Raw genomic sequence first — 18,173 nt, forward strand, 5'->3', positions numbered from 1 at the left:
AGTGATGCGGTCCGGCGTGTAGCCCTGTTGTGGATCGTGGAGCGGACGTCGATGCCGTGCGCGAGCGCAGACGGACGGACACGCAGGCCATTGACCTGCGTGTCCGTCCGGCTTTCCTGTTAGCGCTCACACTGTCGGTCGTCCGGCGGCCCGGTCCGAGGACCGGGCCGCCGCCCGGCGGGCACGCGCCGCGCCCGCCGCCGGGTGCCTACGGGGCGAGTTCCTTGTCCGCCCGCGCGGCGTGCGAGACCACGAGATCCTTCTCGGCCTCGCTGAAGGTCCCCGCCTGGAGGAACGCCTCCGCCGTGCGCGCGACGGCCGAGACGAACTGGCCGTGGTTGGCGAAGGGCGCCTGGTCCCACACCAGGTCGAGGAACGTCGGGCCATCCGTGCCGGGCGAGGGGATCCCCGTCACGGGCACGTCGTAGTGCGGCAGGCCGTCGTTGCGCTTGCGGTTCGGCACCCCGGTGTCGATCGAGCCGAACACGATCGTCGGCTCGACCCGGCGGAAGTACGAGGAGACGGGCTGGGTGTCGCTGATGTGGTACGGCCGCAGGGTGAACCCGTGGGTGGTGAAGAGCATGTCACCGGCCGGGGTGGTCCCGGCGTGGGTGATGGCCGAACGGGCGTAGTCGCCGTCCCGCTTGAGGTGGCGGTAGAGCGACAGCTCGCGGTAGCTGCCGTTGCCCGGGTTGCCGAGGATCTGCAGGAGGAGCGGACCCCAGAAGACGGCCTGCGTGTCGGGGCGGTCCAGCGCCCGCTCGATGCGGATGCTGAACGGCATCCGGACGTCGATCGTGTCGCCGGGCTTCCAGGTCCGGCTCAACGTCAGGTAGCTGCCCGGCTTCGCGTGGACCTTCTGGGCCACGCCGTTGATCGTGACGAAGAAGCCCTTCTCCGTCCAGCCCGGCACCCGCAGCTTGATGTCGAGCCGACCCCGGCCGTTCACGACCAGCCTCGTGCGGTCGTTCCGGGGGTAGCTCGTCTCCTGCGTGACGGTGAAGCCCTTCTCGGCCCAGGTCAGGGTGGACGGCGCGTACAGGTTGACCCACAGGGTCCGACCGTCGGCCGACTTGAAGTAGATCGTCTCCTGGTACTTGGTGTGGTTCTCCAAGCCCGTCCCGCCGCAGCAGGTGCCCGTGTTGCCGTAGCTGCGGTTGGCGCCCGGGGTCAACGGCTGGAAGTACGTGACCTGCGGGTTGCTCACGCTCGCCGTGTCGGCCCGCGAGCCGGTGATCTGGTTGAGCAGGCCCCGCTCGTAGTAGTCCATGTACGCCGGGTCGTGCTCGTGGAGGAACAGGTTGCGGGCGAGCTTGATGAGGTTGTACGTGGTGCAGGTCTCGGCCCCGCCCTGGGCGATCGCGTTCGCGATGTTGTCGCGGTTCTGGAACAGCTCGATGTTGTTGTTGGAACCGGGGTAGTTGCCGCTCGTCCCGCCGTTCACGAACATGCGGTGGGGGACCACCATGCCGAAGAAGTTCTTCGCGGCCTGGAAGTACTCCCGGTCGCCGCTGTGCTCGTAGACGCGCAGGTACCCGATGAACTGCGGCACGTGCGTGTTGGCGTGCAGCCGGTCGGGCCGGCGCCGGCCGGGACGGTTCTCGGGCGTCACGACGAGGATGTCCCGGTTCTCGACACAGGCGCCGAACAGCGACTCACGGTTGTCGAAGCACTTGGCGGTCTCCAGGTGCCGCGCGTCGCCGGTGAGCGCGTAGATCTCGGGGAACACCTCGTTGGCACCGCCGAACTCGCCGCCGATGTACAGGTCCCACATGTAGTTCAGGTTGTCCCGGGTGATCGGCCCCGTGTACGCCGGGTGGTTCTTGTCCCCGACGGTCAGCGCGAGATGCGCCCAGTCGGCCATCTTGACGACCACGTCGAGCGCCGTGGCGTTGTCCGTGTGGTAGTAGGCGTCGAGCAGGCCACGGATGATCTTGTGTTGCGTGTACCAGGGCGCCCAGGTGTTGGTGTCCTTGTTCCCGCCGTAGACCGCCCACCTCGGCGGGCCGAGGCGAAGCACCGCGTCCTCGGGGATGGCGCCCAGGTAGCCGGGGTGGGTCGGCACCCACAGGTCGGTGCCGCTCGGTGCCGCCACCGCTCCGGCGTCCCGGCCGTTGGGCGAGGAGTCCCTGAGGGTGGACCCGCCGTCCTCGTCGAACCGGTACCAGGCGATGGTCCCGCCGCCCGTGGAGCCCGCCGGCGAGTCCAGCAGGGACTGGACCTCCTGCTGGCTCAACGCCCGGTCGAAGATGTGGAACTCGTCGATCGTCGCGTCGAGGGGCGCGTCGCCGTACTGCGACCGGCCGATCCACCGGTTGCCCGGGTTGCCGAGGTGCGACGGGTTGAGGGTCATGCTCGTGTTCGTGCCGGCCGGTCGACCGTTGACGTACAGCGTGCCGGTGTTCTGCGACAGCGTGACGGCCAGGTGCACCCACTCGTTCGTCGGCACGGCCGCATCGCCGTTGATCTGCTGCTCTCCGCCGGCGCCGCCGACCGTGATCGCGAATCGCGGCACGTTGCCGGTGACCCCGGCGCGCGCCGTCAGGAACATGTTGACCGTGGTGTTCTGACCGAAGTCGAACACCCGGCTCCAGCTCTGCGCCGACGCGAGGTTCACCCAGGTGGCGATCGTGAAGTCGGCGAGCTGGCTGATTGCCTCCTGCGGGAGGTCCACGTACTGGGCCGGGCTGGAGCCGTTGAGCCGGAGCCCGTTGCCGAACCTGCCCGACACGCGGCCGATCTGCGGTTCCTGCGGGTCGTCGCCGCCCGGGCCGTCGCCGTCGCCCATCCGGGCGGTGATCGCGGCCTGGCACGCGGCGAGTTCGCCGACCATCCAGTCGAGCTTCGTCTTGAAGATCGGCTCGCGTTGGTCGGCGTACGCCTGAGCCAGCGCCGTCATGAAGTGGCCGGCCCAGTGGCCGCTCAGCAGCCCGCCGTCCTCCCAGCCGCCGGGCACCGAGACCCCGGGCGGGTTGGGGCGACCGGCCTGGTTGTTGAACAGCACGAGGAAGCGCCGCTCGTCGTACTGCCGGAGGAAGTTCTTGATACGGTCGCGCTTCTCCTGGAGCAGGCCGTCGCCCAGCTTCACGTCGCGGAGCGAGAAGGGCCGCACCGGCGCGGTTCCGCCGGGGCCGGGATCCGCCGCGACCGGGCCGGTCGTCGTGGGGGCGGTCGCCGCGCCGGTCTCCTCCGCCGCCTGCGCCGCCGCCGGGAGCGCGGTGGCGCCGGCCGCCGCGGCCACGCCGGCCGCCGATGCCTGGAGAAGTTGACGTCGGTTGACGGAGAGCTTGTCGGATGGGGCCACTGAGGTTCGTCCTTCCACATCGGAATCGCGTTCACGTCGCGCTGCCTGACGGGCGGGTCCAGGGAAGCCGGTGCCGCGCTGCCGGCGCGGCTGCGCCATCGACGGACGGGACCGCCTGTGCCCGGAAGTGTGAACGTTAACTAACGCGACCGTCAATCCCTACGTACAAGTAGGACGAGGTGTTTGACACGCTGCGGAAACGTATCTATGTTAGCGCTCAACTTCCGGGGAAGCGGTCCCCGACCGAGGAGGCGGCGTGGTCCCGGCGTTCGGCCCCGCGGAGTTGTGGGACCCGGCGGTCCGCCGCGACCCGCACGGGTTCTACGACCGGGTGCGCGCCGCCGGGCGTCCGGTGCTCCAGATCGACCCCGCGGGCAACCGGTTCTGGGTGGTTGCCGGGCACGCCGACGTGCTGGCGGCACTGCGCCATCCGGCGATCGGGCACGAAATCCACCGCCACTGCCCGGCCGCCGCGCACGAACCGGTCGGTCACCACCGTGACGAGGTGGCGCGGATCGAGGCCCGACAGCTCATCAGCCTCGATCCGCCGGACCACACCAGACTCCGCGGGCTGGTGAGCGGCGGCTTCACGGCCCGAGCGGTGGCCCGGCTGGAGACGTGGATCGCCGACCTCGCCGACCGCCTGGTGACCGACGCGCGCCGGGCGGGCCACCTCGACGCGGTCACCCACCTCGCCGATCCCGTACCCGTCAACGTCATCGCGGAGCTGGTCGGCGTCCCGGAGCCGGACCGGCCGCGGTTCCGGGCCTGGTCCGCCGCCATCGTGTCGGCCAGCGCGGACGCCCCCGTGGCCACGGTCGAGTTCGCGGCCTATCTCGACGAGCTGGCCGCGCGGCGCCGAGCGGAGCCGGCGGACGACCTGATGTCCGAGCTGGTGGCCCGGGAGAACCTGGGCGACCGGCTGGATCGCGACGAGCTGGTGGCCCTCGTGCAGTTGCTGCTCATCGCGGGTCAGGAGACGACCGTCGACCTGATCGTCAACGGCATCCGGCTCCTGCTCACCCATCCGGACCAGTGGCGGGCGCTGCGGGAGGACCCGACGCTGGCGGCCGCAGTGGTCGAGGAGACGCTGCGGTTCCGGGGACCGGTCGAGATCGTGCCGCCGCGGTTCGCGTTCGAGGACGTCGAGATCGGCGGCGGGCGGATCCCGGCGTTCGACCGCGTCGGGCTGTCGCTGTGGGGCGCCAACCGGGATCCCGCGGTGTTCGACCAGCCGCACCGGTTCGACATCCACCGCACCGACGTGCGGCGGCACATCGCCTTCGGGTACGGGATCCACTTCTGCCTGGGCGCCCACCTGGCGCGACTGGAGAGCCGGATCATGTTCGAGCGGATCGCACAGGGCCTTCCCGGCCTGCGCCTCGCGGGCGACACACGCGACCTCGACGGCTTCCGCCTGCACCAGGACCGCTTGCCGCTGCGGGTCTGAGTGGGCGCCCCGCCGCTGTGCCTTTGCGCCGCTGCGCCGCTGTGCCTTTGCGCCGCTGTGCCTTTGCGCCGCTGTGCCTCTGCGCCGCTGTGCCTCTGCGGCGGGTCGTCACGGGCCGTGGTTTCGCCGCCTCCTCCGCGGCACCACCTCCGATCCTTTGCTCTGCACCCACCGATGCACCAGTTACTGTCCGTAGGACCCCACCCGGACGCCCGCTACCTGATTCGCCAGCTCAGAGCCGGTGGTGCACATACAGGTGCAGAGCAAAGCGTCCACGCGGGGGAGGCGTTCGCCGCGAGCGGGTGACTCTCCGTGGTGCTCACACACCGTAGGGCGGATGCGGCGTGACGACCGCGGGTGGCCGCCCTCGACCGCGCGACCAACTCGACCCCGCTCCCGGTCGCCGACCTGCCCGGCCCCGCTTGCCGGGGCGGGTGGAGGCGCCACCCACCGACCTCGGCCGTCGGGTGGGAAGTCAGCTCCGCGGCCGCCCCGAGCTGTCGCGTAGGACGAGCTCGGGTTCGAGGAGCATGTGCTCGGCCGGCTGCCCGGTCGACTCGATCTTCCGCAGCAACATGCCGATGCTCCGCCGGCCGAGTTCCGCGAAGTCCTGACGCACTGTCGTCAGCGGCGGCAGGAAATACTCGGAGTCGGGCATGCCGTCGAACCCGACGACGCTCACGTCCTCCGGCACCCGCCGGCCGGCCTCGTGGAGCGCCCGCAGCACACCCAGCGCGATCTGGTCGTTGGCGCAGAAGATGGCGGTGACGCTCGGGTCGGCGGCCAGCTTCTGGCCCTGCTCGTAGCCCGACCTGGCGCTCCACTCCTCGGGCCGGATCGGTGGCACGACCGCGCCCGCCGCGTAGAGGGTGTCGCGCCAGCCCTCGACCCGCTCCACCGCCTCCGGCCAGTCCGGCGGGCCCGCCACGTGGTGCACCGTCGCGTGCCCGAGGTCCAGGAGGTGACGGGTGGCGAGGGCCGCCCCGGCGCGGTTGTCCACCCGGACCGTGGGGACGGCGTCGTCGCCTGCGGCGCCCACGCCCACGCAGGCGAGCACCGACGCCACCTGGACCAGCGCGTTGGTGACGGCCGGCTTCGGCGAGATCGCGATGATGCCCTCCACCGACTGTTGCGCGAGGCGGTCCACCGCGTCGAGCACCGACTGTCGGTCGAGGCGTCGCACGGTGGCCACGGTGACGAAGTAGCCGGCGGCGCGGGCCGCGTCCTCGATGGCGTACAACATCGAGGCCGGACCGAACAGGGTGCTCTCGAACCCGACGATGCCCAGCGTGCCCGAGCGCCGCGTGACCAGGGTGCGGGCGGCGAGGTTGCGGCGGTAGTTCAGTGCCTCCATCGCCTGGACGACCCGGTCGCGGGTCTCCTGCCGCACGTTCGGATGGTTGTTCAGCACCCGCGAGACGGTCTGGTGGGAGACCCCGGCGAGCCGTGCCACGTCCCGCATGACCGTGGCGCGCGGCCGGCCCACGTTGCCGGTCCCCGCCGGGCCCGCTGCTCCTCCCCGTGGCACCTGTTACCGCCTTCTGCTCGACGTCATCGATCACTGTAGCCCCGATGGGAGCGCGTCCGTCCTCCGGCGTTCGGCTCGGAGCGGCGGGTCAGTTCGGCGGCCCCGGGCGCCGCTGGCTGGGCGGCCCCGACGGGCCGGTGGACTCACGGACCACGAGCCGGCAGGGCTGGCGCAGGACGCCGTGCGAGGGCTTCCCGTCGAGGGCCGAGAACAGGTGCAGCACCGCGCTCGCGCCGAGCCGCTCGAGGTTCAGGTCGACGGTGGTGAGCGGAGGGCGGCAGTCGGTCGCGAAGTCCTCCCAGTTGTCGTAGCCCACGATGGCCACGTCGTCGGGGATGCGCCGGCCGAGGTCGAGCAGCGTCTGCGCGACACCGGTCGCGATCTGGTCGTTGCCGCAGAAGACCGCGTCGATGCCCGGGTCGGCGCTGAGGAGCATGTGCGCGGCGTGCCGGCCCCAGCGCTGCGACCACTCGCCGTACAGCGGCTCCCGGCCGGCCAGGGTCAGCCCGTGCTCGTCGAGCACGGCGCGCAGCCCGGTGACACGGTCGCGGGCGGCGCGGTAACTGTGCGGACCGGTGACGTGGGCGATCCGCCGTCGCCCCAGCGCGACGAGGTGCTCGACGGCGAGGCGGGCGCCGCCCTCGTCGTCGGCCAGCAGCGAGACGTCGTCGGGGTCGGCGGACTCGCCGTAGACGTAGACGACCGGAACGGGGATGTCACGGGTCAGGGACGGTCGGACGTCGTTGCTGTCGCCCAGGACGATGAAGCCGTCGACGCGGCGGGCGAGCAGCGTACGAATGTAGTGCTGGCGGCGGATCGCGTCGCCGCGGGCGTCGCAGAGCAGGACGGACATCTGCTCGTTGCCGAGCGCGTTCTCCGCGCCGAGCAGGATCGGAATCGAGAAGCGGCCGCCGAGTTCGTCGGTGAGCAGGCCGATCGTGCGGGTGCGGCCCGAGATCAGACCGCGCGCGAGCGCGTTGGGGTGGAACGACAGCTCGCTCGCGGCCCGGAGCACGCGCTCCCGTGTCGCCGGTGCGACCTCGGCGCGGTCGTTGAGCGCCTTCGAGGCGGTGGCGACGGAGACGCCGGCCCTGCGCGCGACGTCGGTCAGCGTCACGGCCTGCGTGCGGTGCCTGCCCATCGAAAAACCTTTCGACGTGGTGTTTCGGCGGAAAGCCGAGTTTAGAGCGTGAGAGTACGGGGCCTGTGTCGCCAATTCGTTACCGGCGGACCGTCTTGCCGAAAAGGTTTTCGTGCGCGAGGGTGGGCGCCAGAGTGACCCCGGTCACCCGAGCCAGGAGGTAGCGGATGTCAGCTTCCGACCCGACCGGCGGCCGGCCGGCGGATCCCTCCCGCGGCGCCCTGCGTCCGCTCGGCCTCGCCGAGTCGCGCGTCACCGGCGGGTTCTGGGCCCACCGGCAGCGCGTCAACGGCGAGGCCACCCTGGACCATGCCCGCGCCTGGATGGACAAGGTGGGCTGGATCGGCAACTTCGCGCTGGGCCACGCCGCCGGGCCGGTCGAGCGGCGCGGGCGGGAGTTCGCCGACTCCGAGGTCTACAAGCTGATCGAGGCAATGTCCTGGGAGACCGGCCGCCGCGGCGACCCGGCGCGGACCCGCGAGATCGACGAGCTGGTGGCGACGATCGGCGCCGCCCAGGAGCCCGACGGCTACCTCAACACGGCCTTCGGCCGTCCCGGCCAGCCACCGCGCTACAGCGACCTCGCCTCGGGCCACGAGCTGTACTGCGCGGGCCACCTCCTCCAGGCCGCCGTGGCGCACACGCGGGTGCACGGCCCCGGTGCGCTGCTGGGGATCGCCCGCCGCGTCGCCGACCACGTGTGCGCCACCTTCGGACCAGGGCGCAACCCCGGCGTCTGCGGCCATCCCGAGATCGAGACCGCGCTCGTCGAGCTGTTCCGCCTCACCGGCGAACGGCGCTACCTCGACCAGGCGGCGCTCTTCGTCGACCGGCGGGGGCGCCAGAGCCTCCCGCCGCACCAGTTCGGCTGGTCGTACTACGGCGACGACGTCCCGGTCCGCGAGGCCACCGTCCTGCGTGGCCATGCGGTCCGCGCCCTCTACCTCGCCTGCGGCGCGGTCGACGTGGCGGTGGAGACCGGCGACGACGAGCTGCTGCGGGCAGTGGCCGGGCAGTTCGACCGGACCCTCGCCCGGCGCACCTACCTCACGGGCGGGATGGGCTCGCGGTACGCGGACGAGGCGTTCGGCGACGACTTCGTTCTGCCGGCCGACCGGGCGTACTCGGAGAGCTGTGCGGGCGTCGCCGCGGTGATGCTGGCCTGGCGTCTCCTGCTGGCCACGGGGGAGGACCGGTACGCGGACGTGATCGAGCGGATCCTCTACAACGTGGTCGCCACCGCGGTCGAGGACGACGGACGTGCGTTCTTCTACGCCCACACCCTGCACCAGCGGACCCCCACCCGGGCCCTGCCCGACGACGAGGAGCAACTCGGCTTCGGCGGCGGTCCCCGCGCGCCCTGGTTCGAGGTCTCGTGCTGCCTGCCCAACGTGGCGCGGCTGCTCGCGAGCCTCGGCACGTACCTCGTGGCCGCCGACGGCGACGGGCTGCGCGTGCTGCAGTACGCGGACGCCCGCATCGACACCCGCCTCGCCGACGGGCGTCGGGTGGCCCTCGACGTGCGCACCGACTACCCGGACGGCGGTACCGTGACGGTCCGCGTCGACGCCACCGACGGCGGCCCCTGGCCCCTCACCCTGCGGGTGCCCGCCTGGGCAGAGGGGGCGACGGTCGAGGTGGACGGCGTGTCGGCGCCCGCCCCCGCGGGCCGGCTGACCCTGCGGCGCGACTTCGCGGCCGGCGACGAGATCCGGCTCCACCTGCCGATGGCGCCGCGCTTCACGGTCCCGGACCCACGGATCGACGCGGTCCGCGGCTGCGTGGCGGTCGAGCGCGGCCCCGTCGTCTACTGTGCGGAATCCACGAGTGGCGACCCCGTCGGCGACCTCGACCTGCTCCGTGTCGACCCCGGACGCGCGCCCCGCGACGACGCCGACCGCGTCGCCGTGTGGGCGCGTCTCGCCGCGCCCGTGCAGCGGGCCTGGCCGTACGGCGTGACCGCTCCGGCCACGGACGAGACGCCGCTCGCGCCCGTCCGTCTCCTGCCCTACCACCGCTGGGCCCGCCGCGGACCCGCCACCATGCGGGTCTGGCTGCCCACGACCACCGACGCCCGCTAGCCCACTCGTCGAAGGAGTACGAATGGCCAGATTCCGTGCCCGACGGGCGGCCGCCCTCGTGGCCGCCACGCTTTTGATGACCGTGGCCACCGCGTGCGGCGACGACGCGACCGGCGGCGGCGAGGCGGCCGTCGACGACGGCGCCACCCTCACCCTGTGGACCCGCGCGGCCACCGAGGCGATGAGCAAGGCGTACGCGGAGGCGTACAACGCCACGCACAAGAACAAGGTGCAGGTCACGGCGTACCCCAACGAGGAGTACCCGGCGAAGCTCGCGTCCGCGGCCGGCGCGAAGGCGCTGCCCGACCTGTTCGCCGCCGACGTGGTCTTCGCGCCGCAGTACGCGTCGCAGGGCCTGTGGCTCGACGTGACCGACCGGTTCGGCGGGCTCGACGTCAAGGACAAGGTGGCCCCGGCGCACGTACGAGCCGGCACCTGGGAGGACCGCGTCTACGCCGTGCCGCACACCATCGACATGTCGGTGCTGCTGTACAACAAGGACCTCTACGCCCGGGCCGGCCTCGATCCCGAGAAGCCGCCCACCACGCTCAAGGAGTTCGCCGAGCAGGCGCGCGCGGTCGACAAGCTGGGCGGCGACGTCAACGGCACGTACTTCGGGGGCAACTGCGGCGGCTGCGTCGAGTTCACCTTCTGGCCGTCGGTGTGGGCCGCCGGTGGTGACGTGCTCGACGACAAGGGCACCAGCGCCCGGGTCGACTCCGCGGAGATGGCGGAGGTCTTCGCCCTCTACCGGTCCCTTTACGAGGAGGGCGTCGCCGCCCCGGCCTCCCGCGACGAGGCCGGCCCGACCTGGCTCGGGGCGCTCCAGAACGGCAAGATCGGCATCGCGCCCGGCCCGTCGGTGTGGCTCGGCCTCATCGAGGAGAAGGGTGTGAAGATGGGCGTCGCGCCGATCAGCGGGCCCGACGGCGGCGAGTCGACCTTCGTGGGCGGCGACGCCATCGGCATCGGCGCCACCAGCGGCAAGGCGGCGCAGGCCTGGGACTTCCTGGCCTGGACCATGTCCGACGAGGCCCAGGTCGAGGTGGTCGCGAAGAACAAGGGCGTGCCCACCCGCACGGACCTCGCCTCGAACAAGTACTCCCAGGCCGACGAGCGGATCGTGCTGATCAACTCGCTGATGGCCAAGGGCAGGACGCCGTACGCCCGCAACTTCAACGCGTCCTTCAACGACCCGCAGAGCCCGTGGCTGCAGACCGTCCGTGGCGCGCTCTTCGGTGACGCCGCCGCCGCGCTGAGCAAGGGCAACACCGACATCACCAAGTCCCTGCAACAGAGCTGAGCCGGCCAGGGCGGGCCGGACCGTCCGGCCCGGTCCCGCCCGTCCACGGAGGACACGATGACCACCATGACCAATCCGGCCCGGGAACGGACGGCCGAGCCGGGATCGACGACGCCGGTCAGCCGCCCGCTGCGCCGACGCCGGGCCCGTCGTGCCTGGCTGGGCATCGCGTACGCCAGCCCCACGGCGGTGATGGTGGTCCTGTTCTTCCTCGTCCCGCTGGTGCTGGTCGGGTGGATGTCGCTGCACCGGTGGCCGCTGCTCGCACCGCCCACCCTCAACGCGCCGGACAACTTCACCGGCCTCGCCGACGACGACCTCGTCCGCTCGGCGACCTGGTTCACGGTGAAGTACACCCTGGTCATCACCGTCCTGCTGTTCGCGATCTCGCTCGGTCTGGCGCTGCTCGTCCAGCACCGCCGGCCGGGCGTCGGCCTGTTCCGCACGGCGTTCCTGCTGCCCATGGCCGTCGGTTTCGCGAGCGCCTCGTTGCTCTTCCTCGGCCTGCTCAGTGACGAGATCGGTCCCGTCAACGACCTGCTCGGCCGGCTCGGGCTGGTCGACGGGTACGTCTCCTGGACCAGCGGCAGCGCGAACTCGGCGCTCACCTCCGCGGTCGTGCTCGTGCTCTGGCGCTTCGCCGGGTTCAACATGCTGATCCTGCTGACCGGCCTCCAGGCGATCCCGCCCGAGATCTACGAGGCGGCCCGCGTCGATGGCGCCGGCCGGTGGCAGACCTTCCGCCGCATCACCCTGCCGCTCCTGCGGCCCACCATCGCGCTGGTCCTCACGCTCATGGTGACCGGGTCGCTGCTGGCGTTCGACCAGTTCTGGATCCTGACCCGCGGCGGCCCCGACAACAGCACCACCTCGCTCGTCATGGTGATCTACCGGGAGGCGTTCATCCGTCTCGACCTCGGGTCGGCCGCCGCCATCTCGGTCGTGCTGCTCGCGGTCCTCGTCGTCTTCAACGTCGTCCAGCTCGGCGTCCTGCGCCGCCGGTCCCACTGAGGAGGCCGCCATGCCCGACTCCCGCGCCCGCTCCCGGTGGGGCTACTCGGTCACCGGCGCCGCCCTGGCGATCCTGTTCCTGTTCCCGCTGCTGTGGAGCGGATGGGCGTCGGTGCGCACCGGTTCCGACTTCGGTCTCGAGAACTACGACCGGCTGTTCACCTCCGACAACGGCATCCGGCCGCACCACGTGCTCAACAGCATCGTGGTGAGCGCTCTCACGGTCGGCGGCACGCTCGTGGTCGCGACCCTCGGCGGGTACGCCTTCGGCCGCTTCCGCTTTCCCGGCCGCGACGTGCTCTTCCTGCTCACCCTGGCGATCCTCATGGTGCCGTACGCGACGATCCTGATCGCCCTCTACGTCCTGCTCGGCTGGCTCGGCCTGGAGGACACGCTCGTCGGGCTCAGCCTCGTGCTCATCCTGTTCCAGCTCCCGTTCTCGATCTTCATGATGCGCAACTCGTTCGAGGCGGTGCCGCACGAGCTGGAGGAGTCCGCGCAGATGGATGGCTGCGCCAGCTTCGGCACCCTGGTCCGCGTCCTGCTGCCGGCCGTGCGTCCCGGCCTCGTGACGGTCGGGCTGTTCGCGTTCCTCACCTCGTGGAGCGAGTTCTTCGCGCCGCTGATCCTGCTCAACTCGACGGAGAAGTTCACGACCACGCTCGCCGTGGTCAACATGCGCACCGCGAGCCACGGGTCGATCGACTACGCCGCGCTGGAGGCCGGCGTGGTCTTCATGGCCGTGCCGTGTCTCGTCCTCTTCGCCTTCATGCAGCGCAGCTACGTACGCGGCTTCACCTCGGGCGCCATCAAGGGGTGAACCCGCCCCCACACACGGAGGTAGACATGGCCAGGAGACGCGCGCGGAGGCTGCCCACCTGGGCCGCCGTGGCCGCGCTGGTGCTGGGCGGAGTGGTCGGCCTGCCGTCCGCGGCCCACGCGGACCCCCCGATCCTGCCCGGCAACGAGGGCGACGTCGGCGTCTACACCGACGGCCTGCACCACTCGATGGAGATCGGCGACCCGGTCTACGGCAACGTCGGCGAGGTCGCCGCGCAGTTGCAGCCGGGCGTGCCGTTCACGGCGCGGAGCATGCACCAGTCGATCTTCGAGAAGGACCTGGCCGCCGGCGGTACGGACTACTACGTGGACCGGGTCCTCGGCGTCCGTGGGCCACTCGGCGCGGCCGTGCTCATGACCCGCGGCCGCTCCCTGTACCTGCGGGGCGCCAACGCGAACGCGTTCGCGGTCATGGGCTTCGCCGGCAACACGTACGTGGGCGGCCCCAACAACCTCGGCAACCTTTACACGGTGACCGTGCCGGGGCAGACCGTCACCGAGGTCGCCGCCGAGCGTTTCAACGCCCCGAGCCACGCCCGGGGCCGGTACACGATCGGCGCCACCGGGGTCACCGCGGAGCTCACGAAGCTCATCACCTACGACAACGTGGCGGTCACCGCCATCGACTTCCGTAACGCCGGCGGCGCCCCGGTGACGCTCACCGTCCGCGCCGCGTCGCCGCTCGCCACGCAGCCCGGCGCCGGCGACGCCGAGCTGACCGGCACCCGGACCATCACGAGCGGCGCCAACAACGGGCTCGCCGACACCGCGTGGAACACCGTGACCGTCGACCTCACCGGCGCCGGCTTCGCCCGTACCGGCACCAACCTCGACCGCGAGGTCACGGTGCCCGCGGGGGGCTCGGTGTCGCTGTCGGTCGTCGGCGCAGTCTCCTCCGCCACGCTGCCCGAGACCGTGCGGAGCTACCGTGAGTACGCCGCCATGGCGCCCGCCGAGGCCGTGCGCACCGGCATCACCGCGTTCCACCGCCGCTGGGCGCAGGACGTCCCCTACATCGACGTGCCGGACCCCGCGCTGGAGAAGGCGATCGTCTACCGCTGGTGGGGCGAGCGCTACAACAGCCTGGACGCCAACGCGCCGGGCTACGTCTACCAGTACCCGACCACGGTCGAGGGGTCGAACCTCTACCAGAACGCGGTCGCGCTGACGCAGCCCATGCACCTGCAGGACACGAAGTGGCTGCGCACGCCGTACCTGCCGTACGGGCAGATCCTCAACATCGGCGAGCTGTCCGGCTCCTCGGCGTTCCTGGACAGCCCCGGCCACACCAGCTGGAACAACCACTACTCGCAGTACCTCGGCACGGCGGGGCTCGAGGCGTACAACGTGCACGGCGGCGGCACGGAGATCGCCCGCCGGTTCGCCGACTACTTCGCCGGCGACGGCGTGGGGCAACTCGAGCACTACGACGGCAACCACGACAACCTCATCGCCTACGACACCAACTACATGCCCGGCAACGACGCGGACGCCATCAGCTTCGGGTTCCCCAAGGCCAACGCCGGGGCGCCGGGCGCACGGACCATCGAGCGGCCCGAGTCGGCGTACGTCTGGGGCGCGTTCGACGCCGCCCGGCAGCTCTACCAGATCTCCGGCGCGGACCGGGCGACGGTCGACGCCACGGCCGCCCGGGCCGACGCCGTCCGCCAGGCGATCCTCGGCCGGCTGTGGAGCCCCGACATGCGGATGTTCCTCGCCGGCACGTCGCACGGCGCCACCTCGGCGGCCAGCTCCAACGGCCGGCCCAACCCCCTGCCGGCGGACGCCCGGGACCTGGTGCCGGCCAAGGAGTCGAACCTCTACGACGTCTACGCGCAGAACCTCATACCGTTCGACCAGTGGCAGCGGTACGTGGACGGGTTCCGCTTCCTGACCTACGGCGACAACTTCCCGATCTTCCCGTTCTACACCGCCAACCAGTACGACCGGGCGGCCTACGGGATCGGCGGCTCCAACAACTTCTCGAACATCAACTTCACCGTCCAGTACCGCGATGTCCGGTCCGCCCTGCGCCACTACGACCCCGAGCAGAAGTACCTCACCCCGGCGTACGCCAAGCGGCTGCTGGACTGGATGGCCTGGAGCATCTACCCGAACGCGGACCTGCGCGCCCCGAACCAGGCGGAGTACTACTCCAACTGGAACCCCACGACGAAGACGTACAACCGCAACAACCCGAACCACGTGATGCTCGGGAACATGAACTACATCTTCGTCGAGGACATGGCCGGTCTCCAGCCGCGCTCCGACGACAAGATCGAACTCTGGCCGATCCGCTTCGGCTACGACCACTTCATGGTCAACAACGTGCGGTACCACGGCCACGACCTCACGGTCGTCTGGGACCCCGACGGCAGCAGGTACGGCCTCGGCGCCGGCTACAGCCTCTTCGTCGACGGCGAGAGGAAGGTCAGCACCGACAGGCTCGGCAAGCTCACCTACGACCCGAACACCAACCGCGTCGACGCGGAGCCGGGGCTCACCGTGACGTTCACGGCCACGACCGGCCACGAGTTCCCGACGGCCGTGGACACCGCCATCTCCGACGACCGGGTGGTCGCGTACCTGAAGACGGCCGGCATCGACCTCACCGAGGACGCGCCGAACCTCGCCGCCGGCGCGACCCTGCGCTCGTCGTACACCCAGCAGGGCGCCCGGCCGACGCCGTGGCGGCAGTTCCACACCCCCGGCTGGAGCAGCACCTCGATGAACCACACCCCGGGCGCGATCGCCGAGACCGAGCGGCCGGTGTCGCTCAGCGCGGTCACCGACGGCAACACCGCCAACGAGCCGTACTGGGGCAACCACGGCACCACCGAGAAGAACGGCTACGTCGAGCTGGACCTGGGGTCGGCCCGGTCCTTCGACAACGTCAAGGTGACCTTCGTGAGCGACCGGCAGCCCGGCGGCTACCGCGAGCCCGCCCGCTGGTGGGTGCAGGTCCCGGACGGCCACGGCGGCTGGTCGGCGGTCCCGGACCAGTTCAAGAACCCGGCTGTGCCGGCGGCCAAGTTCAACGAGGCGCTGTTCCGGACCGTCACGGCGGACCGGGTGCGCGTCGCGTTCACGAACAGCCCGACCTTCTTCACGGCGATCGCCGAGATCCAGGTGTTCGACTCGGGCCGGGAGGTGCCGCCCGTCGCGAACCAGGCGCCCGTCGTCACGGCCGTCCGGGACGGCTCCGCCGACGGCAACCTGTCCACCCGCCTGGTGGCGACGGCCGCCGACGACGGCGTCCCCTACGACCACGAGCTCGCCGTGGGGTGGGAGACCGTCTCCGCGCCGCCGGGGGCGAGCGTCGTCTACGCCGACCAGCACGCGCTGACCACCCGGGTGACCGGCACCGTCGCCGGTGACTACGTGTTCCGGTTCTTCGCCGACGACGGGGACCGGCGTACGGAGACGACCCTGCCGGTGACGCTCACCGAGCGGGAGATCGTCGCGGAGTTCGGCGCGTCGGCGAGCGTCACGACCAGCGGCACCTCCCCGTGGGAGAACCACGACCGGGTCAACGACCCCGGCGACCCGAGCAGTTCGAGCCCCGGCGCGGGCAACGGCTGGGGCAACTGGGGCCAGCAGCGCAACGGCACCAGCGTGGAGCGGGCAGCATGGATCCAGTACACCTGGGACTCGCCGGTGCGGCTGTCGTCGACCGACATCTACTGGTACGACGACAACGGCGGCACCCGGCGGCCCACGGCCACGACCTACGCCGTGGAGACCTCCGAGGACGGCACCACCTGGACGCCGGTCACGCTCACCAACGGGTCGACGTACGCGGACGCGCTGGCCGTCAACGCGTCCAACCACCTCGACTTCGCGCCGATCAGCACGAGTCGGCTGCGCATCCGCGTCTGGGGCCTGATGGGTGCCGGCGCCGGCACCGGCGTCCTGCGCTGGCGGGCGAACGGCGAGACGGTCGACTCCGTACGCCAGCCCGTGCTCCTGCGGACCACGGTGGGGCAGGTCCCGACGCTTCCGGACACGCTCGACGCCGTCTACGCGAGCGGCGCCCGAGGCCGGATCGGGTTCGACTGGCAGGAGATCACGCCGGAGATGGTGGCCGAGACGAACGTGGAGCCGTTCGTGGTCCACGGCACGAACGACCTCTACGGCCTGATCGCCGAGGCGCGGGTCTACGTCCGTCCCGAGACGCCCCCGGACGGCATCTCGATCCAGGGCGCCGAGACGTTCGCGCAGACCGTCGAGGTGGGCCAGCGTCCGTGGCTGCCCGACCGGGTGGAGGTCTCGTACAACGACGGCTCGCGGGACAACCAGACCATCGGGGTGCGGTGGCACTTCGACGAGAGCGTCCTGGCGACTCCCGGCCGTCACACGGTGGTCGGCGACCTGATACTTCCCGAGTACGTGAGCGAGGCCGGCACCACGCGGACCACCCTGGTCCTCACGGTGGGTGACGACTCGGTGCCTCCGGAGACGACGGTCACGTGGTCGCCCGCGGCGCCGGACGGCGACGCCGGGTGGTACCGGACCGCCCCGTCCTTCACCCTCTGGGCGGAGGACCCGTTCGGCGTGGACCGCACCGAGTACCGGCTCGACGAGGGGGAGTGGACGGCGTATCCGGGTCGGCCCGTGACGGTCGACCAGCAGGGCGCCCACCGGGTCGAGTTCCGCTCGGTGGACTCCGGCGGAAACGTCGAGGCGGCGAAGACGGCCACGGTCAGGGTCGACACGGTCGCACCGGCCGCCCGGTTCGACGCCACGGTCGGCATCGCGTACTTCGGCGCCGTCCCGCCCGCGCCCACCTGCACCGCGAGCGACGCCACCTCCGGTCCGAGGAACTGCGTGGTGAGCGGCTACCGCACCGCCGTCGGCACGCACACCCTCACGGCGACGGCCACCGACGCGGCGGGCAACGTGGGGACGGCCAGCCAGACGTACACGGTGCTGCCGTGGACGGCGAAGGGCTTCCACCCGCCGGTCGACATGGGCGGCGTGGTCAACACGGTCAAGGGCGGTAGCACCGTGCCGCTGAAGTTCGAGCTGTTCGCCGCGCAGGAGATCACCGACACCGACGCCGTGAGCGTGGGCGTCCGGCGGATCAGCTGTGCCGACTCCGCCGGCGCGGACGCCGAGGCCGGGACCTCGGGCGGCGGCGCCCGTCTGCGCTACGACACCCGGAACGGATGGTTCGTCTACGACTGGAAGACGCCCCGTGCGCCCGGCACCTGCTGGGCGGCCACGGCCACGGCCGACGACGGGACGACCCTCACGGCGCTGTTCCGGCTCCGGTAGTCGGATCGACCGACTCCGTCGCGTCGATGTGGCGGTGTCCCTGTGCCCGGGACACCGCCGCGTCGACGAACCGGTGTGGATCATCCCGAACCGGGTCGAGGTGGGACCGGACTCCCGCCAACGGCCGAATCCGACATCACCCGAAGGGACGAGTTAGTGGATCACGAGACGGGGGTCGGTGTTACGCGTCCTTCGTCCCCGACCCTTGCCGGCCTCGCCCGTAACGGAGGTTTGCCCT

At 71.5% G+C, this 18,173-nt stretch carries 9 protein-coding genes; 6 read left to right on the top strand and 3 right to left on the bottom strand.

The window, feature by feature from the left end:
• Positions 1-208: 208 nt before the first annotated feature.
• On the bottom strand, positions 209-3,304 hold the full coding sequence (locus ACSNOA_RS16050; RefSeq protein ID WP_436659192.1) for a beta-L-arabinofuranosidase domain-containing protein: 3,096 nt from the start codon (positions 3,302-3,304) through the stop codon (positions 209-211).
• Positions 3,305-3,560: 256 nt separating this feature from the next.
• Between ACSNOA_RS16050 and ACSNOA_RS16055 the strand changes: the two genes are divergently transcribed.
• Complete coding sequence (locus tag ACSNOA_RS16055; RefSeq protein WP_436659194.1) at positions 3,561-4,754, top strand: cytochrome P450 family protein; 1,194 nt, start codon at positions 3,561-3,563, stop codon at positions 4,752-4,754.
• A 475-nt stretch (positions 4,755-5,229) separates the two neighbouring features.
• Here the strand turns inward: ACSNOA_RS16055 and ACSNOA_RS16060 are convergent, their stop codons facing one another.
• Positions 5,230-6,216, bottom strand: a complete 987-nt coding sequence (locus ACSNOA_RS16060; protein ID WP_436662318.1) for a LacI family DNA-binding transcriptional regulator — start codon at positions 6,214-6,216, stop codon at positions 5,230-5,232.
• Positions 6,217-6,370: 154 nt separating this feature from the next.
• On the bottom strand, positions 6,371-7,423 hold the full coding sequence (locus ACSNOA_RS16065) for a LacI family DNA-binding transcriptional regulator (protein WP_436659195.1): 1,053 nt from the start codon (positions 7,421-7,423) through the stop codon (positions 6,371-6,373).
• A 167-nt stretch (positions 7,424-7,590) separates the two neighbouring features.
• Between ACSNOA_RS16065 and ACSNOA_RS16070 the strand changes: the two genes are divergently transcribed.
• The 5 genes from ACSNOA_RS16070 to ACSNOA_RS16090 are packed head-to-tail and all read left to right on the top strand — an operon-like array spanning position 7,591 to position 17,935.
• A complete protein-coding gene (locus ACSNOA_RS16070) occupies positions 7,591-9,504 on the top strand; it encodes a glycoside hydrolase family 127 protein (RefSeq protein ID WP_436659197.1) in 1,914 nt (637 codons plus the stop codon).
• A gap of 22 nt (positions 9,505-9,526) precedes the next feature.
• On the top strand, positions 9,527-10,807 hold the full coding sequence (locus tag ACSNOA_RS16075; RefSeq protein WP_436659198.1) for an ABC transporter substrate-binding protein: 1,281 nt from the start codon (positions 9,527-9,529) through the stop codon (positions 10,805-10,807).
• A 57-nt stretch (positions 10,808-10,864) separates the two neighbouring features.
• Positions 10,865-11,818 (top strand): carbohydrate ABC transporter permease, encoded by a 954-nt coding sequence (locus ACSNOA_RS16080; RefSeq protein ID WP_436659199.1) that lies wholly within the window; start codon positions 10,865-10,867, stop codon positions 11,816-11,818.
• A 10-nt stretch (positions 11,819-11,828) separates the two neighbouring features.
• Positions 11,829-12,638, top strand: a complete 810-nt coding sequence (locus ACSNOA_RS16085) for a carbohydrate ABC transporter permease (protein WP_436659201.1) — start codon at positions 11,829-11,831, stop codon at positions 12,636-12,638.
• 26 nt (positions 12,639-12,664) lie between these two features.
• On the top strand, positions 12,665-17,935 hold the full coding sequence (locus tag ACSNOA_RS16090) for a PxKF domain-containing protein (RefSeq protein ID WP_436659203.1): 5,271 nt from the start codon (positions 12,665-12,667) through the stop codon (positions 17,933-17,935).
• The last annotated feature ends 238 nt before the right edge of the window (positions 17,936-18,173 follow it).

The sequence above is a fragment of the Micromonospora sp. URMC 103 genome (genome assembly GCF_051386435.1).
Classification (GTDB): Bacteria; Actinomycetota; Actinomycetes; order Mycobacteriales; family Micromonosporaceae; genus Micromonospora.